Source organism: Catonella sp. (assembly GCF_052169795.1).
In the GTDB taxonomy this organism is placed as follows: domain Bacteria; phylum Bacillota; class Clostridia; order Lachnospirales; family Lachnospiraceae; genus Catonella.
Genome location: NZ_JBQNBU010000010.1, coordinates 1 through 24,408 on the forward strand (window position 1 = coordinate 1; position 24,408 = coordinate 24,408).

Sequence of the window (24,408 nt, forward strand, 5' to 3'; positions counted from 1 at the left end):
AGGTATTGTTCTAATATAGTCTTCGATTTTTTTCATTATATCTCAACTCCATTCATAAGATATTATCTTATCTAAATTTTATCATAAAAAGAATTAGTTGGTTCTTCCACAGCAATGTTTATACTTTCTGCCGCTTCCACAAGGACAAGGATCATTAGAGCCTATCTTTTTTTCTACCCTCTTTACCGGTGCTTTACCTACAGATTCATCCTTATTAGTACCTGTTACCTTAACAACCTCTTCTCTTTCTACCTTCTCTTCCATCCTAATATGCATAAGAGCTCTTACAGTATCTTCACTTATAGCCGTAGTCATGTCCTCAAACATATCATAACCTGCAAACTTGTATTCTACAAGAGGATCTTTCTGTCCAAGAGCTGCAAGACCTATACCCTGGCGTAACTGATCCATATCATCTATATGAGACATCCACTTGGTATCAATTACCTTGAGAAGAATAACTCGCTCAATCTCTCTTATCTGCTCAGCCTCAGGGAACTCAGCCTCTTTTTCTTCATAGAGCTTAACCGCCTGCTCTTTAAGTTTCTGAACAAGCTCATTTTTCCTCATATGCTTCTTTTCTTCTTCTGTAAGCTTAACCTCTTCAAATGGGAAGATAGGAAGCAGAAGACGATTTAACTCATCAATATCCCAATCTTCAGCTACAGAATCATCTCCTATGCACATATTGATTTTATTTTCAACGGTTTCAGTTATCATCTTGTAAATAACTTCCCTCATACTGTCGCCGTCAAGCACCCTTCTTCTTTCTGCATAGATGATTTCTCTCTGCTCATTATTAACCTTATCATAGTCTAAAAGGTTCTTACGGATACTGAAGTTGTTGCTCTCTATCTTCTTCTGAGCCCTCTCAATGGCTCCTGTAAGCATCTTATGGTTAAGTTCTTCTCCCTCAGGCAGTCCCATAGAGTCAAACATTGTCTTAAGCTTCTCTGAACCGAAAAGCCTCATAAGGTCATCTTCAAGGGAAAGATAGAATCTTGATTCACCCACATCTCCCTGTCTTCCTGCTCGTCCACGAAGCTGATTATCTATACGCCTTGACTCATGCCTTTCAGTTCCTATGATTCTAAGACCTCCAAGATCGAGTACACCTTCACCAAGCTTAATATCCGTACCACGACCTGCCATGTTGGTTGCAATTGTTACAGTGCCCGGCTGTCCCGCATCGGCAACTATTTCCGCCTCAAGCTCATGGAACTTAGCATTAAGTACCTTATGAGGTATATGTTTCTTCTTGAGCATTTCAGAAATTTCTTCGGACTTCTCAATAGAAATAGTACCTACAAGCACAGGCTGTTTCTTCTCATAAGCTTCAGCTATATTCTCTACTATTGCATTTAACTTTTCTTTTCTTGTCTTATACACAGCATCTTCATGGTCAATTCTTTGTACAGGTCGATTAGTAGGTATGGTAATAACATCCATTCCGTAAATATCTCTAAACTCTTTCTCCTCAGTAAGAGCTGTACCTGTCATACCTGACTTCTTATTATATTTATTAAAGAAATTCTGGAAAGTAATAGTCGCAAGAGTACGGCTCTCTCTATTAACCTTAACCTTTTCCTTAGCCTCAATAGCCTGATGAAGACCATCGGAATACCTTCTTCCCGGCATTACACGACCTGTAAACTCATCTACAATAAGTACTTCCTCATCTTTTACTATATAATCCTGATCCCTGAACATAAGGTTATGTGCACGAAGAGCAAGTATAATATTATGCTGTATTTCAAGATTCTCCGCATCAGCAAGGTTTTCAATATTAAAGAACTTCTCTACTTTGGCAACTCCGTCAAGGGTCAGACTTACATTCTTATCTTTTTCGTTTACGATGAAATCACCTGTTTCAACTACATCCTCACCCATGATGGCATCTATCTTACTAAGCTCCTTATTTGCCTCTCCCTTTTTAAGCTGTCTTGCAAGTATATCGCAAAGCTCATAAAGTTTAGTAGACTTACCGCTCTGCCCTGAAATAATAAGAGGAGTTCTGGCTTCATCAATAAGTACAGAGTCAACCTCATCGATTACCGCATAGTGAAGGTCTCTCTGAACAAGCTGATTTTTGTAAATAACCATGTTGTCCCTAAGATAGTCAAAACCAAGTTCATTATTGGTTGCATATGTAACATCGCAGTTATATGCTTCCCTTCTCTCTTCAGGTTCCATATCATTTAAGATACAACCCACAGTAAGTCCTAAGAAAGTATGTACCCGTCCCATCCACTCACTATCTCGCTTTGCAAGATAATCATTGACAGTAACCACATGTACACCCTTTCCCTCAAGGGCATTAAGATAAACAGGCATTGTAGAAACGAGAGTCTTACCTTCACCTGTACGCATCTCTGCTATTCTTCCCTGGTGTAAGATAATACCACCCATAACCTGAACTCTGTACGGTTTTTGCTGAAGTGTTCTCCAAGCAGCCTCACGCACTACTGCATAAGCTTCTATGAGCAGATCGTCAAGAGTCTCTCCCTTACCGAGCCTCTCTTTGAATTCAGCTGTCTTAGCCTTCAGCTCCTCATCACTTAATGCTTCCATCGCAGGTCCTAACTCTTCTATTTTATCAACTGCAAATTTAAGCTTTTTAACTTCTCTCTCACTATGGCTACCAAAAATCTTTTCAATAAAACTCATAATCTTCCTCTTTTACTCATCATTTTTCCTAAAATCAGGATAAGATATATCAGCATAGTTCTTGATATATTAACTCATACTATTCATTTTAACATTAGTTTGAATATGTTTCAATAAAAAAATGCCCCAAAGGGCATTTTTTTACATTTTGTTCACATTATATTATATAAAGTGCCAAAATCAGACAGTCTGTTACAATACATAATCATAAGTACATTATCTGAATTTTGGCACTTACGACTCTTCTATCTTAGAATTCAGGCTCTATAAGACCATAATCACCATGTTTTCTCTTATATACTACATTTACTTCGTCAGTTTCTGCATTTCTAAAAACATAGAAGCTATGGTTTAAGAGTTCCATCTGCACACAAGCCTCTTCAGGATCCATAGGCTTTACAGCAAATCTCTTAGTCCTTATAACCTTTACTTCCTCATCATCATATTCATCTTCCTGCATAAACTCAGATGTAAAATTACTTGCACTCTGCTTCGAATCAACTATTTTTGTCTTATATCTTCTTAACTGCCTCTCAATAATATCCTCAACCAGATCAATAGAAACATACATATCATCGCTAACCTGTTCAGCCCTTATTATATGACCCTTGACCGGAACGGTAACTTCTATTTTCTGCCTGTCTTTTTCAACCTTGAGAGTTACATGCACTTCAGTATCCGGCGTGAAATAATGCTCTAACTTACCAAGTTTCTCTTCAACAGCATTCCTAAGTCCATCAGTAACATTTGTTCCCCTGCCACTAATAACATATTTCATACAATACCTCTTTTCCGCTGCTGTTCTTTGTAGCAGCTCTAGATTATACCCATAACAGATATGGGTTTAGTGCTGATTTCATTATACAATAGATCCGATAAAAAATCAAATACATTTATAATTCTTTCTTTTATTGTCTGAATATTTTGTAATATTTTATAAATTGTATTTTATTTTTTATATCAAGTCTGATTTTAACATTTTAGTATATTTTAACATTTTTATCAATACAGACAAAACAAATTTTCATTCTTGACATAGACCGGTCGCTTCATAAAATTGTGGATAATGTGGATAACTCTGTGTATAACCTTTTGTCAGCCATAAATTTGATAAAATTATGTGGATAAATTATGTGGATTTCTTTTCTAAACAAATTCTTACTCTTTATTTCCATTAATATCCCTATTTTATCTTATATATTTTGCACAAATAATTATTTGTCAAGTTTTTTATCAATTTTATTTAATTCAGAAAATTCAGAAAATTTACTTCGTTTAGCAAAAATTATAAATATGTGCGACTTCTATTTAAATACCTATTTTTTTCATTGAGTTATTCTCCAATTTTCAGTTCGCACAAAAAAGCGAACGCCAATTCCGGCGTCCGCTATACATCCAATTATTTTATTTAACAATTCTTCTTGCACAATATGGTGACTGATGATATACGGATGATACTATAATTCCTGTACGAGGAGTACTTGCGTGTACAACCTTACCTCCACCTATATACAGCGCAACATGTGATATCCTTCTTCCGTTTGCTGCATAAAATACCAAATCACCCGGCTGAAGTTCATTCATTCCTACTGCATAGCCGTTTGATACCTGAGCTCTGGATGTTCTGTTAAGACCAATACCGAAGTTAGCATATACAGACATTACAAAACCTGAACAGTCAGTACCTCTTGTTAAACTTGTTCCTCCCCATACATATGGGTTTCCTACAAAGTTAAGAGCAAAATTAGCAATATTCTGTCCTTTAGCAGTTCCACCTTCACTTGTATAAACTTTTTCCGGTGCCTTCTGTTTTTCTACTGTCTGAACTGTATTGTTAGTTCTATTATTTGTATATGAGGTCTGCTGTCTTGCCTGCTCTGCTGCAAGAGCCTGCTGCTGAGCTGCCAAAGCCGCTTCAGCTGCTGCCTTTCTTTCTTCTTCAGCCTTTTCTTCTTTAATTGTTATAGCATGCTTCCACTGAATCTTAACATTTACAAATTCAGCTGCAACCCATCCGGTCAACTTTTCTTCCCCATCATCATTTACAGAAACCTCATACCAGTCACCTTTTTTCTGTAATACAAGAAGTTTCTCGCCCATAGGAATCTGAGTAGCAATTCTGGAATCTGTACTGTCTTCAAATCTTACATTAAGTGTCTCGGTATTAACTACAGCCACCTTTGTACCATATTCATCTATAAGCTTTTCAGCATCAAAACCTCTTGCCAAATACTCTGCCTTAATATAACCCTTAGCATTACCAGACTCAATTTTTACCCAGTCACCTTTATCTTTTATAATATCACATTTACTACCTTTATAAAGCTTACCGATAATTTCATTATCTTCGCCCGGCTTCTTTCTAATGTTAACATATGGGTCAGCAATAGATATTCCGATGTTCTCATATTTAGATTTTACTTCTTCTTCAGTAGACTCCATCTCGTCCGCTGTCTTATCGCCCTCGCTTCCATCTTCATCTGAAGCATCTGTACTTTCTCCGGCTGCAGTCTTATCTTCAGTAATCTCTATACTGTTTTCGTCTTCAGCTACTCCACTTACTGTGTCTAACGCAAATGCAGTTACCATATTGCCATTGAAAGAACTGAGTATCTCATCAACCGGAACAACGGAATCAAGCTCTGCCTTAACAACCCTGTTCTCTCCCTGTACATATGCATTGTCTACAAAAAGTGAAATACCTGCAAGTCCACTAACCTTAGCATTACTTCCTGCCTGTACTCCCTCATTGCCTGAAAGCATAGCTGCCGACACTGCAACAACTGCTGCTCCCACCCCACATCTAAGAAAGAAATCTTTACGACGCATCAAGTAACCTCCCTAAAAGCTGCTGCTTTTATATCATTAAAAACAATTATTACAAATTTATTAACTTCACGATTGAAATCATAGCACAATACAGACTTATTGTCAACTATATGGCAGTAATTTTTCATTAATTTTTAATTACTTTTGTAATAATTTAAAGATTGTCACATTAAGAATAAATTCTATCTAACCCAATAATGACGGCTTTTAGTTGAAATTTGACCATTACTTAAGAAAATTGTAATATTTGTAACATTTATTGTTATGTTGTCTACTGCTGTAGAATTTTTAGCATTATTTTATTCTACATCTGTAGATGATTTTCTCTTTTGACTATACAAGCTTATTGTGATAAAATTAATGTTAAATAATCATAAATATATTCGGAGGTAATAGTCTTATGAATACTACTTCTTTGGTCATAATGGCTGCCGGTCTCGGAAGTCGTTATGGCGGTATTAAGCAGCTTGAATCTGTAGGTCCAAACAGCGAAATTATAATGGATTATTCTATTTTTGATGCTATAAGGGCAGGCTTTGATAAGATTGTAATTATTATACGGGAAGATATACAGGATGACTTTATGAAGATTATAGGGAATAGGCTCATAAATTCTATTGATATTCCTATACATATAGTCTTTCAATCTTTAGACAACCTTCCTGCAGGTTACCGCATCCCGGACGGACGCACCAAACCATGGGGTACAGCCCAAGCCATTCTTTCCGTTAAAGAATACATAGATGAACCTTTTTTAGTAATCAATGCTGACGACTTTTACGGCAAAGATTCTTATGTAAAATCTCAGGTTTTTCTGTCTAATTCTATACTCAATTTGAAAAAACCGAAGTTCTGCATTGTGGGATACCCTTTAGAAAATACTTTGAGTAATAACGGAAGTGTCACTCGAGGAGTATGTAAATATAAGGATGACGGTAAGCTCCTTTCTATAGAAGAAACTTTTTCTATTCAACAGGAAAACGATGGGATAATCGGTTCTGATTCATGTGGAAACAAACGGCTTCTTTCTCCATCGGATACCGTCTCAATGAATATGATGGGATTCACTCCTGCCATCTTCCCAATGCTCGAAAAGAAATTTGTTGACTTTTTAGATAATCTAAATAATAATAACCCTACAAAATCGGAATTCCTTATACCGGTTGCCATCAACGAATTATTGAGCGAAAACCTGATAGATGTGGAAATAGTCAAGACTTCTGCAAACTGGTTCGGTGTTACATTTAAAGAAGATAAAAAACTTGTTGAAAATTCTCTCCACAAATTAATACAAAAAGGAATTTATCCGGAAGCTTTGTGGAGGTAAATATGTTAAAAATACTGACTGAATTGCTCTACCCCAAACGGTGTCCGGTCTGTGACGATATTGTCCTACCGAAAGGAGGGCTTGTATGTGATTCATGCAGAGATATATTAATGCCTCTGCATGAACCTCTTTGTTACAAATGCGGACGACAAATTACTTCTACAACTTTAGAATTTTGTGAAACCTGCGCTAAATATGACTTCAACTTTGACAAAGCTTTCTCTCTTTGGCCATACAATGATATTTCAAGAACTTCTCTTGCTCGTTTCAAATATAAAGGCAGACGAGAGTTTGCTGAATATTATGCCGATAAGTTGTATGAACATTTTGAATCTCTTATCTCAAAACTGAATATCAGTGTTTTAGTTCCTGTCCCTATACATCAAAATCGTCTTATAACAAGAGGATATAATCAAGCTAATCTTATTTCCGACATCCTGTCAAAGAGACTTAACCTGCCCAATGCTTCAGATTACCTTATCAGAATTAAAAATACCGAAGCTCAAAAAGACCTCGATCCTGTTTCCAGAAGAAAAAATCTCAATAATGCTTTTGCGATAAACCAAAATTCTAAATATTATAATATACATCTTAAAAATATTCTTCTAATTGATGATATTTATACCACCGGCAGTACCGCAGATGCCTGCTCTAAAGTTCTTAAAGATAGCGGTACCGAGAAGGTCTATGTTTTATGCTTGGCCTCAGTCAAAGCAAATTAAAACATCAATATTTTAGGGTATTGGCTAATAGACTTTTAAATGATATAATTAATTCTGTAAGACTTTTCAACTTTCAGAAAGGAAAGATGGCTGTATGGAAGTAACAAACTGTAAGGCATGTGGTAACTTATTTAATTATGCATCGGGATTAAGACTCTGTCCTAATTGCATGAAAAAATTAGAAAATAAATTTATAATTACCAAAAACTATATTCGTGAAAATCCTAATGCAAAGATTAATGATGTCGCTAAAAACTGTAAAGTATCCATTCCTCAGATTAAAAAATGGATAAGAGAAGAAAGACTGGCATTTTCACAGGATTCAGGCATAGGAATAAAATGTGATAACTGTGGTAAAATGATTCGGACAGGTAGATTCTGTGCAGAATGTAAGACAAAAATGATAAACAAGCTTGACAATGCTTACGAAAAGCCTAAGCCTGCCGCTCCGCAGAAAAAAGAAAAAGAAAAGGAAAGAATGCGTTTCCTTGATAATTAACCAAAGACCTCATGATGATTTTCAAAATATCATGAGGTCTTTTTAGGCTCTAATTACATCAAAATCTTTTTAAGTTCTTCCACTTTGTCAGTTTTTTCCCAAGGAAGCTCTATATCTGTTCTTCCAAAATGTCCATAAGCCGCTGTCTGCTTATAAATAGGTCTTCTAAGGTCTAACATCTTTATTATACCGGCAGGGCGGAGGTCAAATACCTCTCTTATAGCTGCCACAAGCTTATCCTCACTTACAGTTCCTGTTCCAAAGGTATCTACAAGTATAGAGGTTGGCTCAGCCACTCCGATAGCATAAGAGAGCTGGATTTCAATCTTGTCTGCAAGCCCTGCTTCTACTATGTTTTTAGCTACATATCTTGCTACATAGGCTCCACTTCTGTCTACCTTTGTAGCATCCTTTCCTGAGAATGCACCACCGCCATGCTTAGCTGCTCCACCATAGGTATCTACTATTATCTTTCTTCCTGTAAGTCCTGCATCTCCATGAGGTCCACCAATTACAAAACGACCTGTCGGATTAATATATATCTTGGTATTCTCATCTACCATCGCCGCATCTACTATCTTATCAATAACTTCAGTTCTTATATCTCTTCTTATAGTATCCTGACTTACTTCTTCATCATGCTGAGTTGATATAACTATTGCCTCGAGTCTTACCGGCTTATCATCCTTATCGTACTCAACAGATACCTGACTTTTACCATCCGGTCTGAGATATGGGAGTGTACCATTCTTTCTAACCTCTGTAAGTCTTCTTGTAAGTTTATGTGCTAACGAAATTGCATAAGGCATATGCTCATCTCCCTCATTTGAAGCATAGCCGAACATCATTCCCTGATCTCCTGCTCCTATTGCAGAAAGTTCCGATTCAGTCATTTCATTTTCACGAACTTCAAGTGCCTTGTCTACACCCATTGCAATATCAGGCGACTGACCGTCAATTGCCACAAGCACGGCACAGGTTTCTCCATCAAAACCCTTTCTTGAATCATCATAACCGATTTCTTTGATTGTATCTCTTGCTATTCTGGCATAATCCACCTTAGCCTTAGTGGTAATCTCACCTGTAATAAGTACAAAACCTGTACAGGTAGCCGTCTCACAGGCAACACGGCTCATAGGGTCTTCTTTAAGGCAGGCATCGAGTATCGCATCTGAAATTGCATCACAGATTTTATCCGGATGTCCTTCTGTAACTGATTCTGAAGTAAAAATAAACTTATCCATTATTTTCTCCTTTTCTGTTATATTTACTTTATCCACGATAATTCTCTATAAAAAAGAGGCTATCTGACGATAACCTCTCTTATTTTTATTAAGCTTTTTGGACTTGACAAACATAATCAAATCCTCTTATTGCTCGAATCAAAACTTCGCTCAGGTTGGCACCTTCCATTTTCAGGGGTTGCCGTAGCTTCATAGAGCCTTCACTCTCCGCCACTCTGAATAAGAGAATATCTTTGTTTTAAAATGGTACTACATAATCATACTTATGTCAAGCAGACAATTCAGCCATTTCTTCAAACTGTAATTTGTCAATTTTATTGCTATTGTTTTATCAAATGAATATTTTATTTTATTTTCTTTTTCTATAAATCTAACTTCAAGTCGCCCTCTTTAATCCATCCCATCTTTTTCAATACTACATAAAACATAAAACTTAGTATTCCGGGAAGCAAAAAATGTACTATGGCTATTCCTAAATATGTCCCCGCCAAATCTGCACCTGCTTCTTCCATTGCAGTAATAGTGCCAATCTGCCCTACCAAGCCGCTGGTACCCATTCCGGAGCCAAGTGGAATATTTTCCATCTTAAATACCATGGTAGAAACAGGACCTGTTATAGCAGATGCCAAAGTTGGGGGTATCCATATTTTCCAGTTTTTTAAAATATTAGGAATCTGTAACATTGAAGTCCCAAGACCCTGAGCCAGTAAACCGCTCCATCCATTTTCCTTAAAACTTATTACTGCAAAACCTATCATTTGGGCACTGCAGCCTGCTGTTGCCGCTCCTCCTGCAAGTCCTGCAAGCGAAAGCATCATACAAAGAGCCGCCGAGCTTATAGGCAGGGTAAGTACAATTCCTACTATTACAGAAACAATAATCCCCATCCAAAAAGGCTCTAAGGTTGTTGCAGCCATAATTGTTTCACCTAATCCGCTCATCAGATTATTTATTATAGGACCTAAAAAACTACCTATTCCAACTCCTGAAATAATAGTAACTGCCGGAGTAACAATGATGTCAACCTTCGTTTCCTTTGATACTATCTTACCAAGCTCCACACTGAGCCAAGCTGCAAGCCAAGCTCCTGCCGGTCCTCCTAGCTTATTTCCTGCATAGCCTACTACAAGCGAAGAAAATATTACAAGATTAGGGGCTTTAAGAGCCATTGCTATTGCTACCGCTATTGCCGGCCCCGTCATTTCCTTAGCAATAGGCCATATTACCTCCGATAAAAACGGAATGCCAAGTTTTAAACCTATGGTATTCAGTATGGTTCCCACTAGAAGTGAGGCGAAAAGTCCCATTGCCATAGACCCTAATACATCAATACCATAGCGTTTAAACGAAATTTCTATCTCTTTTTTACTCAAAAAATCTTTTACAGAGCTGTACTTCCTACTCATCTCATACTCCTTTAACACTGATTTAATCCTTATTACTTTTTTAATACTTCTTTTCTTACATAGTCAAAAGCTGCCTCTTCACCCTCATCTTTAAGTATAACCATTATCTTTTCAAGTTCCGAAAGTGTATTAGGGTGAATTATATAATGGTCTTTTACAAGCATCAAATATTCATATGGGTCTGAATTCTTATAAGCTTTACCTCTATATGTCTTACTTGCAGCTACCCTGTCACAAAACATTTCTGCTAAAAATCTTGGCGGCATTTCAAGTCCCATCATAGTAGCACCATCACTTAAATCATAGTCAATCCAATATTCCAAATGATGCTTATTTCTTCCTTTATGATGAAGCCACGCATAGCTATATCCGTTATTAGCCTTTCTCTCGGCAAAGTTAGGACTTTTATCTCCCTGATAATATTTAACTCCTGTCCAAAACTCAGTCATTGAAAATTTGGATAAATCATGTGTTATACCCTGCCAATATAATCCCAGCCTAAAACAATGCTTCCTCACTAAGGCTCTATGCTTACACACAGTAGATATATGCCCGAATAATCTAACAAGAAAGCCTCTGCTACTATTTTCCATCTAATTCTGTATACCTCATTTCAAAATGTCTGCCATCAAATTTTACCTCTGCCATAAGCCCGTTTATCATAGTCATCCTGGGCGGTCTGTGCCCTATATCACAACCTGTAATTACAGGCAGCCCCAAACCATCTAACGCAGTCTTAACCGCCTCGTTAAAGTCTGTCTCATATTCTTCCCTGAAGAAACAAGGTCTTCCGAATAAAAATCCCTTTGCTCCCTCAAACCAGCCCGCTTCTTTTAACTGCCAAAGAGCACATTGAAGCCTTGCAGAAGAAAGGTCAAAGCTTTCCAAATACCAAATTATACCGTCTTCTTTATACTTCCTCACAAACTCTACAGTCTTATCATATTTTGTCCCACAAAGCATAATAAGCACATCAAGGCAACCACCCAAAAGCCTTCCACTAAAATTTTCTGCCTTATTTGTTGAGATATATTCATACTCAACTTTATCAGTAAGGTTATACCCCTCATATCCTGTTATTTTTTTAACATACTCATTTTCAAACAAATCAAACTCATGTTGGATAATTCCCCTCCCCTCTAACAGCTTCAGGTTGTTCTTAACTCCATCATGCCAAAGTGACATGCCATAGTCACCTATGTTCCCTGAATAAACTGTTGCCATGTCACAAATAGTTGTAATAGGATAAATTAAACCTGTATTATCAGAATACCCCTGTATCCACTTCGGATTAGCCTTGATTTTTTCATAATCGAGGTGTTCAAGCATTTCCATAAGAAAATCTCCACCACTTACAGAAACTATATATTTGACAGCTTCATCATCCATAAGTGACAAAAACTCTTCTGCACGGATTTTTCCCGTGGAACTCCTGCCCTTTTCACATTTTCTGACATTATCAGTCTCAATAAGCTTATAACCTTTTTCGGAAAGATTAAACTTGGCACTCTCAAGCTTTGTAAGGTCTACCTGCTCTGTATAGCCGGCTGAGGGAGCTGTCACTCCTATCAAATCATCTTTCTCTAAAAATTTTGGAATATACATGTTTTTCTCCTATAAATATGGTTTACTTATACTAAATAAAATGATACCATAAGATAAAATATTTTTACACATATTACGAGGTAAAAAAATGATTAATTTTAACCCTGAACTTTATAAACCTTATACTGTTACCAGAAGACGATATATCCCTGATGAAATCATAACCCTGAATCACGATACTATTTATTATGTATCTGACGAATTAATTGTATCCGGTTGGAAAGCTATCCGTCTGAGACCTGATATTTCAGGAGGTTTTTCTGCTTATTATCCTAAACTCGGTATTAAAACCAGCAAGCTTTTTGATGGAAACGGAGACTTACTTTACTGGTACAACGATATATCTGAACTGGCTTTCAACGGAAACGATATTAACTTCACCGATTTACTCATAGATTTAATCGTTTTCCCTGATAATAGCATTAAAATTCTCGACTTAGATGAGTTTGCTGAAGCCATTGAGAAAAATTATATAACAAAAGAGCAGGAAATAAAAGCCTTAAATAGCTTTCATACCCTGCTTGATTATATTTATAATAATGATTATTCCAAACTTCAAGAACCTATAAAAGAGTTAGAAAAATATCTTAACTCTCAATCCGGCTGATTCTTCTTATATGCCTCTCTTCATTTGAAAATGGTGTATTTAAGAAAATATCAACTATCTTTAACGCAAGTCCGACTCCTACAACCCTGCCTCCCAGTGCGAGGATATTGGCATCGTTATGCTCTCTGGTAGCTTCTGCTGAAAAACAGTCGCTGCAAAGGGCACATCTGATGCCCTTTACTTTATTGGCAGCAATAGATATACCTATACCTGTACCGCAAATCAGTATGCCTTTTTCATAACTTCCTTCTGCTACCGCCTCTGCTACTGCCTTTCCATACTCTGTGTAATCGCAGGAGGTTTCATCATAGCATCCAAAATCTTTAAATCCTATGTTATTCTCTGTCAAATACTTAACAATTTCCTGCTTCAATGCAAAACCGCCATGGTCACTTCCAATAGCTATCATCTTATTTTCCATAATTATTTTCCCATTTCATCAAGTTTATATATTGTTTTCTTTATCAGTCTTAAAAGTTCGTTAAAGCACTCCTCATAATCCACCAGAGTACCGCCATAAGGGTCTTTGACTTCACCTTCTTCACCATTGAACTCCTTAATGGTAAATACCTGTTCTTGAAAGCCAAACCTCTCTATCACCTGACTCTTTTGTTTCTCAGTCATTGTAAGTAAGAGTGAATTTTCAGTTATATCGTTTGCAGTAAGTTCTTCAGAAGCCTCTACCGCAGGTGTCAGTCCATGGTTTTCAAGTACAGTTTCCGCCTTTTCACTCACAGGCTCTGAAAAAAGTACCACCATTCCCCTTGAAATAGATGGAATACCCCCATCTTCTGCAAGACTTTTATATATAGTTTCTGCCATCGGACTTCTTGCATTATTGTCAGTACATACAAAGATAATTTTATCAAACATAATTATCCCCCCTAAGTTTACAAACTACACATTGATAATATTATAACCTGCCGATTTATGCAAGCGGTTCATTATTGCAAAACCAAGTTTATTTTCGTCAAAACTTTCCGAGAAAATTATCTCTGCCCCCATTTCATCAAATTTTCTCAATACATCAAACAAATTGTGTGCAATGTTTTCTGCGTTCTGCCTGCTGCCAACTGAAACTACAATATCCGCCTCATACAAGTCCTTTGTCTCATCAGTTGCAAGTACAGCAGTCTTCTTTCCTATCAATTTTTTTATCTCTTCATTAATTAATTCTATTACTTTTTTACTGTCTCCCTTATATATGACCATTTTTCCGGATGGTGCATAATGCCTGTACTTCATCCCCGGAGCTTTAGGCTTAAAATCTAACCCTTGTACAAGACTTTTTACTGCCTCATCTACTTCCACCCTGCCTATAGCCTCTGAAAGCATCTCTTCTGTAATAAATCCGGGTCTTAGTATAATCGGGACTTCTCCCGTCATATCCACTATAGTAGATTCAATACCTATGTCTACCGCCCCTCCATCTATGACCATATCAATTTTGCCGGCTAAGTCTTCCATTACATGAGAAGCCTTGGTAGGACTCGGTCTGCCGGATGAATTGGCACTGGGAGCTGCAACAGGTACTCCTGCCATCTTAATAAGTTCTCTTGCTATTTTATTTGATGGCATCCTTACTGCCACACTTTCAAGCCCACCTGTAGTTCTATATGGAACTATGTTACTTTTCTTAAACACCATAGTTAAGGGTCCCGGCCAAAATTCATCTGCCAACACAAAGGCTGTATTCGGAATTTCTTTTACAATATTTTTTATCTCATCAAATTCACTTATATGTAAAATAAGGGGATTGTCGGAAGGTCTGCCCTTGGCTTCATAAATCTTAGGGACTGCATTTTCATCCAGTCCGTTTGCTCCAAGTCCATACACTGTTTCTGTAGGAAAGGCTACAAGTCCGCCATTTTTAATAATTTGTGCAGCCTTATAAAGACCTTCATCTATATCTTTACCATCCCTTAAATCCACATATTCCGTCTTCATCTTACTACCTCGCATTTGCAGGCTCTATGTTAATCTTCTTTCCCTTTATTTTAGCATTTTTCATAGCAAAAAGCACTTCTTTACCATTCTCAGCAGGAACTTCTACAAAGGTATATTTATCATACATCTGGATTTCTCCGACAAGCTTACCTGATATGCCTGATTCTCCTGCTATTGCACCTAAAATATCCCCCGGCTTAACTCTGTCTTTTTTACCAATATTGATAAACAACCTTACCATACCACTTTCCGTACTGCCTGTAAATTCACCGTCAAGTTCAGAATTATCTTCACTGCTGCTTTCCTTAGAAGAAAGATAAAGCTTTAAGAAGGCTGCCGCCACATCAAGAGAGGTAAAGTCCTCTTCATTTACCTTCTGCTCAATAAGCTCTGTCATCTTGGTTAAATCTTCATTTTCAATTATCTCAGACAATTCTTCAAAGAGACTGTCTACCCTTGTATTGGTAACATCATCAAGGGAAGGCACAGGTTTAAGCCTGATTTTTGTATGGCAATAACGCTGAATTTCCTTAAGTTTATAAACTTCTTTACCGCTTACAAACGAAAGTGCAAGTCCTGCCTTGCCTGCTCTTCCGGTTCTTCCTATTCTATGTACATAGTACTCGTCATCCTGTGGCAAATCGTAGTTGATAACAAGGTCAACTCCCTTTACATCAATACCTCTTGCCGCAACATCGGTAGCTACAAGGATTTCAGTCTTACCGTTACGGAAATTGCCCATTACCCTGTCTCTCTGCTGCTGCTTAAGGTCGCCATGCAGTCCTTCTGCAAAGTAACCCCTGCCCTGAAGCTCATTTGCAACCTCTTCCACCTTTTTCTTGGTATTGCAGAATACTATGCTAAGCTCCGGATTGTACATATCAAGGATTCTTGAAAGTATCTCATCTTTATAGTTTCTTCTTACTTCAAAATAATACTGTTCAATATTTTCTACTGTAAGTTCTTTTTTGGCTATTTTAATGTTCTGTGCCTTTTTCTGATATTTTCTGGTGATATCGAGGATTGGCTTTGGCATGGTAGCTGAGAAAAGCATGGTCTGTCTTTCCTCAGGCACTTCTGCAAGTATAGTTTCAATATCATCTCTAAAGCCCATGTCAAGCATTTCATCAGCCTCATCAAGCACCATAATCTTAACCTGATCAAACTTTACAGTCTTTCTGCGCATATGATCCATCACACGCCCCGGAGTACCTACAATAATCTGTGCTCCCTGCTTTAAGGACTTTATCTGCTTAACTATATCCTGTCCGCCATATACAGGCACAAGCTTGATGCCATGCATATATCTTGAAAGCTTTCTTATCTCTCCGCAAACCTGAAGGGCAAGTTCTCTGGTAGGACAAAGCACTACCGCCTGTAAATGTTTATTGCCTGAATCAATATTATTTAAGATAGGTATAGAAAAAGCTGCTGTCTTACCTGTTCCGGTCTGTGCCTGTCCTAAGATATCCTTACCTGTAACAGCTACAGGGATAGCCTCAGTCTGGATAGGAGTAGCCTCTTCATAGCCAAGCTCCTTTACTGCCTTTAATATACGCTCATCGAGTTCCATTTCGTTAAATTTCAATTAAATTTCCACCTTTCGTGTTCTAAACCTCTTTTATTAACAAGCTTTTATTTGTATAAACTTGAAAAAAAGGCATCTCCGAAAATGAGATGCCGGTAACTGATAAATTATAGCATAGGATTGGGATTTTTGTCAAATTGCCCGCTTATCTACTTCTTTAATAGCTTCTACAGTTTCTTTATTTGACTCATAATTCGGATAAAGTTTAATCCCACACATTTCCCCTATATTTTCCAAAATATTTATGACATAAATCATCTTATCAGCCGGTAATTTGTCAATCATATCTTTAGCAATTTCCTGATAGCTCATTTTGAAATCTCCCTTCATATACCAACGATTTAATAGAAATTTAAATTAGATATCAAACAAACTATAATTAGTATACACTATTTAAGATAAATGGGGAAGTTCTTTCAATAAGAAAAGGACACTTTATAAATTGCAACCCTAAGTGTCAGTATTTTATAAATTTTTTTCTAGGCTCCTATAGACCGCATACATCATAAGAGCTAACCCAACTTCCAGCAAGCCTAGAATATAAAACAACGCCGCATCTTTTTCACCTGTCTGAGGTAAGGTTTTTCCACCGGCAAGATATTTATGTGCAAGTATATCACCTTGACCCGCTGCCAAGGATGCATTTGGTAACACCAAAGAATATCTGCCTAATCCGGCCGCAGAATTATCATTTAATACATCCATAAACGCATCGCCTGTCCTGTTCCTCTTTAGTGTTTGTGGTATATCTATCGGCTTTTCTGAAGATGCTGTCACTTTTTCTCCGTGCACATCATATTTAAGTTTTTCCGATTCTTTCAAGACATTTTCTTTTTTTGTTTTAACTTCCGGCTTTTCTGATGACACCGATGTCTTTTCTTTCTTTACATCCTCCCTTTGCTTTACTGATTCTTCTGATTTTTTTATTTTTGATGATTTAACTTCCTTTTTTACTGAATTTTTTTCTTTGTTCAATAACTTTGACAGTTTTTCTTCTTGTTTTGCTTCTGCTTTATCTGATGACTTTGACAGTTTTTCTTCTTGCTTTGCTTCTGCTTTATCTGATGACTTTGACAGTTTTTCTTCTTGCTTTGCTTCATCTTTGTCTGATGACTCTGATAGTTCTTCCTGCTTTGCTTCTGCCTTATCTGATAACTCTGACAGTTTTTCTTCTTGCTGTACTTCTTCTTTATCTGATGAGTCTGACAATAACAGCTCCCTGCCATATAACGAGTCTGACAGCAATAAATCTTTAGATTTCTCTTCTAACTCTTTCTTATCAGATTTCTCTTCTAACTCTTTCTTATCAGGTGTAACTTCCGGTTTTTCCTGCTTTACGGTATCTTTTCTTATCTCTTCCCACATCGCAACCAGCTGAAACGGTTTATCCGGCATATTAAAATCCGTACCATAAACCTTGCCGTCAGAACCTCTCCAGCCTTTAAATATGTATCCATTCCTTATAGGTCTTATTAAAGATAAAGGCTTTCCTACTATGGCTGAACTTGTTGAAACTGCCTCACCATTGTTGTTATATACTTTCAGTTCTGTCTTCCACACTGCTTTAAGCCTAGTCCCTGTCACCCTATCCGGCATATTAAATTTATCAGAAGGCTTAAGCACCACTTCATTTCCTAAACTATCATTATAAGACCAGCCCACAAATTCATATCCATCACGAGTATAATTTTCGGCATTAACATTTACTTCAGAACCACTATCATGTGATGCACTATCAATTGTCGGTGCTCCGTCATATCCAAAGTCATATTCAAGTTTTCGTTCCGGACTACTTACAAGCGAAAAATTTACTGTAGAAGGTGCAGCATCTACTGTAGTTGTTGTCTTTGTTGTAGCCCCTTGATAATCTCCTGTATTAACAGATAAATCCAAAGTATAATCCACCTTAGAATTTACAACAGCCGTATGCTCATTTACCTTAACATCATCTTCCGTTATTACATAACTAAGAGTTCCCCTGTACTCATTATTGTTTATCTTCGCCAAATCGGTTACAGGTATAACCTTATTACCATCAATAGTTACTGTAGTATTACCTTCTGCAATAGCTGTTTCATATTTACGCCTATCGCTTTGATCACGAAATGGCCTTTCAGGTTTCACAACAATGTTCATAGTCAAAGTCTGCCCAACTTCAATATTATCAGCATTATGGGTAATTGATGTTCCCACCTTCGGCTGATATCCGTCTACACTGTCATTAAGGTGACGTGTGTTACCGGAATGTCTTGTGTAGCCCCATGCAAGCTTATATCCCTCATTCTCCAAACGAGTAATAAGCTCTTGTGGTACATGTGCTTCTGTACGTTTAAATTTAGACGGATCTTTTAACTCATGTATATCTGAAATATTACCTTTTCCTGTAGTTCCGGCACCTGTAAGCAGATAACCTTCTGCAGGTTTTACAAAATAAATTATACGAATTTTATCCGAATCATCAAAAGTTACATGGCTAGTGTCGCCTGACACAACTTTCCCTTCTGCAATCACTTGTAGAGTTTCCGGTGTCTCTCCTTTTGTTACAACATAATATGCTTCTGCATTTGTTACTGTATATTTCAAATTGATAGTAATCTCTGCTGCCAATGCTATTCGTATGAAACCATTGCAAAATAAACTAATAGCTAATATCATAACAAGCACATTACGGTAAAAAGTTGGTCTGATTAATTTCATATTCTCTCCTATTGTAAAATAATTTATAATAGATACTTATCAAATACTTTATATTATATCATGCTTTTTAATTATAAACTAATTAATTTTATTTTATAATTTGGCAAATATACTCTTTTCAATCCTAAATCTCCACAAAAAAAGACATCTGCCAAACTGACAAATGTCCCTTTACTTATTTCTTCTCATTAATATAGTTAATAAGTCCACCCTGCTTTATTATCTTCTTTATAAACTCCGGAAAAGCCTGCCCGGTAAAGCTTGCTCCTGTTGTAAGATCTTTTATAATTCCGGTGTCAAAATCTATCTCTACTTCATCGCCATTTTCTATAGCTTCTGCCGCCTCCACACATTCTATTATAGGAAGCCCTATATTGATAGCATTTCTGTAGAATATCCTTGCAAAAGTCTTGGCAACTACACAGGCTATTCCTGAGGCCTTAATAGCTATTGGTGCATGCTCCCTTGAAGAACCACAACCAAAGTTATCTCCTGCCACCATTATATCCCCGGGCTTTACCTTATTTACAAAGTCTGCATCTATATCTATCATACATTTTTCTGCAAGCTCCTTTGGATCGGAAGTATTAAGGTATCTTGCAGGAATAATTACATCAGTATCCACATCATTTCCATACTTATGAACAAATCCTCTTGCTTCCATAATACCCTCCTATAATCCAAGTTCTTCAGGAGAACTTATTTTACCTGTAATCGCACTTGCCGCCGCCACGGCAGGACTTGCAAGGTAAACCTCACTCTCAGTATGTCCCATACGGCCTACGAAATTTCTATTAGTGGTAGACACAGCCCTTTCTCCCGCTGCAAGTACACCCATATGTCCGCCAAGACAAGGTCCGCAGGTAGGGGTGCTCACTATGCATCCTGCCTGTACAAAAGTTGTAATAAGCCCTTCTTTAAGAGAGGTAAGATATATTTCCTGAGTAGCAGGTATAACTATTGCTCTTATGCCCGGAGCTATCTTCCTTCCCTTCATTATCTTTGCTGCAACTCTTATATCGGATATTCTGCCATTGGTGCAAGAGCCTATAACTACCTGATCTATTTTAATATCTCCTGTTTCAGCAATAGTTCTTGTATTTTCAGGAAGATGTGGAAAGGCTACTGTAGGCTCAAGTTCTGAGAGATTTATTTCTATCACTTCATCATACACAGCATCCTCATCCGCCTCATACACCTTATAAGGTTTTGTAGAATGTTCTTTAATATAGTTTAGAGTAAGCTCATCAACCGGAAAAATTCCATTTTTAGCTCCGGCTTCTATAGCCATGTTTGCTATAGTAAATCTGTCATCCATTGTTAAATTTTTAACACCTTCTCCCGTGAATTCCATAGATTTATAAAGTGCACCGTCTACACCTATTTTACCTATTATATGGAGAATCACATCCTTACCGCTTACCCACTTTTTCATTTTGCCGGTTAAAACAAATTTAATAGCTGACGGTACTTTAAACCATGCCTTGCCTGTAACCATCCCTGCTGCCATATCCGTACTTCCTACACCTGTAGAAAATGCTCCAAGTGCTCCGTAGGTACAGGTATGTGAATCTGCACCTATTATGCAGTCTCCCGCAGTAACTATGCCTTTTTCAGGAAGCAAGGCATGCTCTATCCCCATCGATCCTACTTCAAAATAATTTGTTATATTATTAGATATGGCATAGTCACGCATACATCTACAGTTCTCTGCCGATTTTATATCCTTGTTAGGCGTAAAATGGTCCGGTACAAGAGCTATCTTATCCTTATCAAACACCTTTGCATCTTTGAATTTGGATAATTCTTTAATGGCTACGGGTGCTGTAACATCATTTCCAAGTACCATGTCAAGCCCTACTTCTATAAGCTCCCCGGCAGAAACTTTTTCCAGTCCTGCATGAAAAGCGAGAATCTTCTGAGTCATTGTCATTCCCATAATATGCCCCTTTCTAATCCTAAGTGTCCTTGTATTATATCAAGACATATTGTATAATAAAAATACATATTAAACATAATTGCTATGAAATCTGGTTATAAAGTTACAGATATCCCGGAACATATTTCACAGAAAGGATTTTTATGGAAAATAGCATGGACCAAAACTTGTCACTATATCATATTTTTAACACCGTAGCTGAGGCTGGCAATATTTCTCATGCTGCAAAGGAGCTTTATATAAGCCAGCCTGCCATAAGCAAGGCAGTAACAAGGCTTGAGCAGAATTTAGATACAAAGCTCTTTATAAGAAGTTCCAGAGGAGTTACTCTTACAGATTCAGGCAAAATGCTCTATGAACAAACTAATGCTGCATTCAAACACCTTAAACAGGCAGAAGAAACTATAAAGAAAAATAAAAAGCTTGGTACGGGCAGCCTCAAAATTGGGGTTTCCACTACCCTTTGTAAATATGTGCTCATGCCTTATCTTGAAAAATTTATTAAACTTCATCCGCATATAAAAATATCAATAAGCTGCCAGTCCACCTATCAAACACTGCATCTGCTTCAAAATCACAAGGTAGACATCGGACTTGTGGGTGAAAGCGGTCGTTTGGAAAATTTTGTCTTCTCACCTATAGGCTTAGTCGAAGATGGTTTTGTTGCCACTCCTGCCTACCTTAAAAATCTAAAAAAACGACATCCGGAAGCGGGAAAAAATCCCTTTGAATATGCCAATATTATGCTTCTTGACCAACACAATGTTTCAAGACGCTATATTGATGAATATATGAGGGGCAATGTACTTTCTACCGGTCAGATGTTCAATGATCATGTATTAGAAGTCAGCAGCATGGATCTTCTTATTGAATTTGCAAAAATAGGGATTGGCATAGCCTGCGTAATAACTGATTTTGTAAAAAATGAAATAAATGACGGTACTCTTACCACCATCCCTCTTTCCATCCCAATACAAAAAAGAGAGATAGGATTTACCTATCTCAGAGATTATAATGCCAATAAGGCACTTGATGCTTTTATAACTTTCTGCAAGAAAATCAGTACTCCTTAACCTTTCTCGGTTGTTTGTACTTCATACTTTTTACCATTCTTTCGGAGGGCTCGAAAATTATTTTGTAGAGTTCTCCATTTTTACTGACTATCATAGCATAAGTACTTACTTCTGCATTATACGAGCTAAAGTCTTTAACCTTAATTCTATTGTTATTATTATATGCTTTTATGGAATCTGAATTGGTAGGTGCAATAACTTCTGCATTTTCTATGTCAACCCTCATTATAGTCTTTCTCTTAGCATTGCCGCTTATTCTGTCAAAATCAATCTGTCCGTCTGCATAAATATACTCATACTCCGTTTTAAGTCTTGAAAATATGAATACAGCCAAAGCTATTGCCACAATAGGTGAAATTATAAGTGCCGGATTAATTAAAACCAGAAAAAATGTAAACACTACAAGCACTATGAGTCCCACTCTTATACCTTTGTTTTTTGGTGTATCCTTACATTTGATACCTTCTTCTAAATACTGATCATTCATGTTTCCTTCTCCTAACTGTTTATGATTATCAATCATTATTATACCACATAGTTTACAGCTTGCAAATAGGGTAAACGGATTATACAATGTCCTACTCTCACTTTCACCCTTGAAAATCTCCCATTGTTCAGATATTATATGATGTGGGTATCAAAAGTATTTGACACTTGTATCGGTATATAAAAGAATCAAAATCTGAAAGGTCATATTATGAGTATATTAAATGTAGAACACTTAACACATGGTTTTGGAGACAGAGCCATATTTAATGATGTATCTTTCCGCCTCTTAGCCGGAGAACATATAGGACTCATCGGTGCAAACGGAGAAGGAAAATCCACCTTTATGAACATAATTACCGGCAAACAGATGCCGGATGAGGGCAAAATTGAATGGGCAAAGAACTGCCATGTCGGATATATGGATCAGCATGCCGTCCTTACCAAGGGAATGACAATGAGAAGTGTATTAAAATCCGCCTTCGACTATCTTTTCGACCTTGAAAAAAGGCTTAATGAGGCCTATATGGAAATGGGGGAAGCGGATGAGGATACACTTGCAAAGCTTATGGAAGAGACAGGAACTATACAAGACCTTTTGACTATGCATGACTTCTATATGATAGACTCCAAGGTAGAAGAAGTTGCTGCTGCCCTTGGGCTTAGTGATATCGGACTGGATAATGATGTAACCGAGCTTTCAGGCGGACAAAGGACAAAGGTTCTGCTTGCTAAGCTTCTTCTGGAAAAGCCTGATATTCTATTACTTGACGAGCCTACCAACTACCTAGATAGAGAGCATATAACATGGCTTACAAGGTATTTACAGGAATATGAAAATGCCTTCATTCTTATAAGCCATGATATTCCATTTTTAAATAGTGTAATAAATATTATTTATCACATGAATAATCAGGAACTTAAGCGTTATGTAGGTGATTATAACAACTTCCTTGAAGTCTACGAAATGCAAAAAGCACAACAGGAAGCTGCCTACAACAAACAGCAGAAGGAAATTGCAGACCTTAAAGATTTTGTTGCAAGAAATAAGGCTAGGGTTTCTACCAGAAATATGGCTATGTCAAGACAGAAAAAGCTTGATAAAATGGATATAATAGAGCTTGCCGGAGAAAAACCTAAGCCGGTATTTAACTTCCTTGAAGCGGGAATAAGCGGCAAGGTTATCTTAGAAGCCAAGGAACTTGTAATCGGCTATGACAGTCCTCTTAGTAAACCTATGGATCTGTATATGGAAAGAGGACAGAAAATAGTCATAGAGGGAGCCAACGGTATAGGTAAAACTACTCTGTTAAAGAGCATAATGGGGCTTATACCTGCTCTTTCAGGCGAAGTAAGATTAGGCGATTCTCAAGAACTTGGCTATTTTGAACAGGAAATGAGTGGAAATGGCAACAACACCTGTATCAATGAGATTTGGGAGGAATTCCCGGGATTTAGCCAGTACGAAGTCAGAAGTGCTCTTAGCAAATGTGGCCTTACCACCAAGCATATAGAAAGTATGGTTAAGGTTCTAAGCGGTGGAGAACAGGCTAAGGTAAGGCTTTGCAAACTGATTAACAGAAAAAGCAACATCCTCGTACTTGACGAGCCTACGAACCATTTAGATGTGGATGCTAAGGATGAACTTAAAAGAGCCCTCATAGCCTACAAGGGTAGTATAATTATGGTCTGCCACGAGCCTGAATTCTACGAAGGTCTTGCCACCGATATCTGGGATCTTTCTAAATGGACAACTAAATTGTTATAAATTT

22 protein-coding genes and 1 riboswitch are annotated in these 24,408 nt (G+C 37.3%); of the genes, 6 read left to right on the plus strand and 16 right to left on the minus strand.

Annotated features, from left to right (window positions below; all coding sequences use genetic code 11):
- Nucleotides 1–93 precede the first annotated feature (93 nt).
- The 3 genes from secA to ACTTKP_RS02685 all read right to left on the minus strand — a co-directional run bounded on the left by secA (nt 94) and on the right by ACTTKP_RS02685 (nt 5,496).
- On the minus strand, nt 94–2,667 hold the full coding sequence (gene secA / locus ACTTKP_RS02675; protein WP_442552360.1) for a preprotein translocase subunit SecA: 2,574 nt from the start codon (nt 2,665–2,667) through the stop codon (nt 94–96).
- A gap of 250 nt (nt 2,668–2,917) precedes the next feature.
- Complete coding sequence (gene hpf, locus ACTTKP_RS02680) at nt 2,918–3,445, minus strand: ribosome hibernation-promoting factor, HPF/YfiA family (protein ID WP_442552361.1); 528 nt, start codon at nt 3,443–3,445, stop codon at nt 2,918–2,920.
- A 626-nt stretch (nt 3,446–4,071) separates the two neighbouring features.
- Nucleotides 4,072–5,496: a C40 family peptidase gene (locus ACTTKP_RS02685; RefSeq protein ID WP_442552362.1), complete on the minus strand. Its 1,425-nt coding sequence runs from the start codon at nt 5,494–5,496 to the stop codon at nt 4,072–4,074.
- Nucleotides 5,497–5,896: 400 nt separating this feature from the next.
- On the opposite strand from ACTTKP_RS02685, the gene ACTTKP_RS02690 reads away from it, so the two are divergent.
- From ACTTKP_RS02690 to ACTTKP_RS02700, 3 genes are all read left to right on the plus strand, one after another.
- Complete coding sequence (locus tag ACTTKP_RS02690; protein WP_442552363.1) at nt 5,897–6,823, plus strand: nucleotidyltransferase family protein; 927 nt, start codon at nt 5,897–5,899, stop codon at nt 6,821–6,823.
- Between the two features lie 2 nt (nt 6,824–6,825).
- Nucleotides 6,826–7,545, plus strand: coding sequence for a ComF family protein (locus ACTTKP_RS02695; protein ID WP_442552364.1), 720 nt, complete (start codon nt 6,826–6,828; stop codon nt 7,543–7,545).
- Nucleotides 7,546–7,639: 94 nt separating this feature from the next.
- Nucleotides 7,640–8,044 (plus strand): flagellar protein, encoded by a 405-nt coding sequence (locus ACTTKP_RS02700; RefSeq protein ID WP_442552365.1) that lies wholly within the window; start codon nt 7,640–7,642, stop codon nt 8,042–8,044.
- 53 nt (nt 8,045–8,097) lie between these two features.
- Here ACTTKP_RS02700 and metK read toward each other — a convergent pair whose 3' ends face one another.
- From metK to ACTTKP_RS02720, 4 genes are all read right to left on the minus strand, one after another.
- Entirely contained in the window at nt 8,098–9,288 is a 1,191-nt protein-coding gene (gene metK, locus ACTTKP_RS02705; RefSeq protein WP_442552366.1) for a methionine adenosyltransferase, read from the minus strand.
- Between the two features lie 123 nt (nt 9,289–9,411).
- A riboswitch (SAM riboswitch) is annotated at nt 9,412–9,514 on the minus strand.
- Nucleotides 9,515–9,650: 136 nt separating this feature from the next.
- Complete coding sequence (locus ACTTKP_RS02710; protein WP_442552367.1) at nt 9,651–10,694, minus strand: PTS transporter subunit IIC; 1,044 nt, start codon at nt 10,692–10,694, stop codon at nt 9,651–9,653.
- A 32-nt stretch (nt 10,695–10,726) separates the two neighbouring features.
- On the minus strand, nt 10,727–11,287 hold the full coding sequence (locus tag ACTTKP_RS02715) for a DUF5662 family protein (RefSeq protein ID WP_442552368.1): 561 nt from the start codon (nt 11,285–11,287) through the stop codon (nt 10,727–10,729).
- Complete coding sequence (locus tag ACTTKP_RS02720; protein ID WP_442552369.1) at nt 11,277–12,299, minus strand: S66 family peptidase; 1,023 nt, start codon at nt 12,297–12,299, stop codon at nt 11,277–11,279. The genes ACTTKP_RS02715 and ACTTKP_RS02720 overlap by 11 nt, the downstream gene beginning before the upstream one ends.
- 88 nt (nt 12,300–12,387) lie before the next feature.
- Here ACTTKP_RS02720 and ACTTKP_RS02725 point away from each other — a divergent pair, with 88 nt between their 5' ends.
- Nucleotides 12,388–12,906, plus strand: a complete 519-nt coding sequence (locus ACTTKP_RS02725; protein WP_442552370.1) for a DUF402 domain-containing protein — start codon at nt 12,388–12,390, stop codon at nt 12,904–12,906.
- On the opposite strand, the gene rpiB is transcribed toward ACTTKP_RS02725, so the two are convergent.
- The 8 genes from rpiB to leuC all read right to left on the minus strand — a co-directional run bounded on the left by rpiB (nt 12,887) and on the right by leuC (nt 21,077).
- Complete coding sequence (rpiB, locus tag ACTTKP_RS02730) at nt 12,887–13,315, minus strand: ribose 5-phosphate isomerase B (RefSeq protein ID WP_442552397.1); 429 nt, start codon at nt 13,313–13,315, stop codon at nt 12,887–12,889. The two genes, ACTTKP_RS02725 and rpiB, sit on opposite strands and share 20 nt — an antisense overlap.
- A 14-nt stretch (nt 13,316–13,329) precedes the next feature.
- The gene (locus ACTTKP_RS02735) at nt 13,330–13,779 is read right to left on the minus strand and encodes an arsenate reductase/protein-tyrosine-phosphatase family protein (RefSeq protein WP_442552371.1); all 450 of its coding nucleotides are present in this window, start codon (nt 13,777–13,779) and stop codon (nt 13,330–13,332) included.
- A 24-nt stretch (nt 13,780–13,803) separates the two neighbouring features.
- On the minus strand, nt 13,804–14,853 hold the full coding sequence (locus ACTTKP_RS02740) for an L-threonylcarbamoyladenylate synthase (protein ID WP_442552372.1): 1,050 nt from the start codon (nt 14,851–14,853) through the stop codon (nt 13,804–13,806).
- A 4-nt stretch (nt 14,854–14,857) separates the two neighbouring features.
- Nucleotides 14,858–16,426 carry a DEAD/DEAH box helicase gene (locus ACTTKP_RS02745; protein ID WP_442552398.1) on the minus strand — a complete coding sequence of 523 codons (1,569 nt, stop codon included), beginning with the start codon at nt 16,424–16,426 and terminating at the stop codon, nt 14,858–14,860.
- A gap of 147 nt (nt 16,427–16,573) precedes the next feature.
- Complete coding sequence (locus ACTTKP_RS02750; RefSeq protein WP_442552373.1) at nt 16,574–16,753, minus strand: hypothetical protein; 180 nt, start codon at nt 16,751–16,753, stop codon at nt 16,574–16,576.
- A 153-nt stretch (nt 16,754–16,906) separates the two neighbouring features.
- Nucleotides 16,907–19,138, minus strand: coding sequence for an InlB B-repeat-containing protein (locus ACTTKP_RS02755; RefSeq protein ID WP_442552374.1), 2,232 nt, complete (start codon nt 19,136–19,138; stop codon nt 16,907–16,909).
- A gap of 175 nt (nt 19,139–19,313) precedes the next feature.
- On the minus strand, nt 19,314–19,802 hold the full coding sequence (leuD, locus tag ACTTKP_RS02760) for a 3-isopropylmalate dehydratase small subunit (RefSeq protein ID WP_442552375.1): 489 nt from the start codon (nt 19,800–19,802) through the stop codon (nt 19,314–19,316).
- Nucleotides 19,803–19,811: 9 nt separating this feature from the next.
- Nucleotides 19,812–21,077, minus strand: coding sequence for a 3-isopropylmalate dehydratase large subunit (leuC, locus tag ACTTKP_RS02765; RefSeq protein WP_442552376.1), 1,266 nt, complete (start codon nt 21,075–21,077; stop codon nt 19,812–19,814).
- Between the two features lie 143 nt (nt 21,078–21,220).
- Here leuC and ACTTKP_RS02770 point away from each other — a divergent pair, with 143 nt between their 5' ends.
- The gene (locus tag ACTTKP_RS02770) at nt 21,221–22,150 is read left to right on the plus strand and encodes a LysR family transcriptional regulator (RefSeq protein ID WP_442552377.1); all 930 of its coding nucleotides are present in this window, start codon (nt 21,221–21,223) and stop codon (nt 22,148–22,150) included.
- On the opposite strand, the gene ACTTKP_RS02775 is transcribed toward ACTTKP_RS02770, so the two are convergent.
- Nucleotides 22,137–22,637 carry a DUF6106 family protein gene (locus ACTTKP_RS02775; RefSeq protein WP_442552378.1) on the minus strand — a complete coding sequence of 167 codons (501 nt, stop codon included), beginning with the start codon at nt 22,635–22,637 and terminating at the stop codon, nt 22,137–22,139. The two genes, ACTTKP_RS02770 and ACTTKP_RS02775, sit on opposite strands and share 14 nt — an antisense overlap.
- Nucleotides 22,638–22,847: 210 nt before the next feature.
- On the opposite strand from ACTTKP_RS02775, the gene ACTTKP_RS02780 reads away from it, so the two are divergent.
- Complete coding sequence (locus ACTTKP_RS02780) at nt 22,848–24,404, plus strand: ABC-F family ATP-binding cassette domain-containing protein (protein WP_442552379.1); 1,557 nt, start codon at nt 22,848–22,850, stop codon at nt 24,402–24,404.
- Nucleotides 24,405–24,408: the final 4 nt, after the last annotated feature.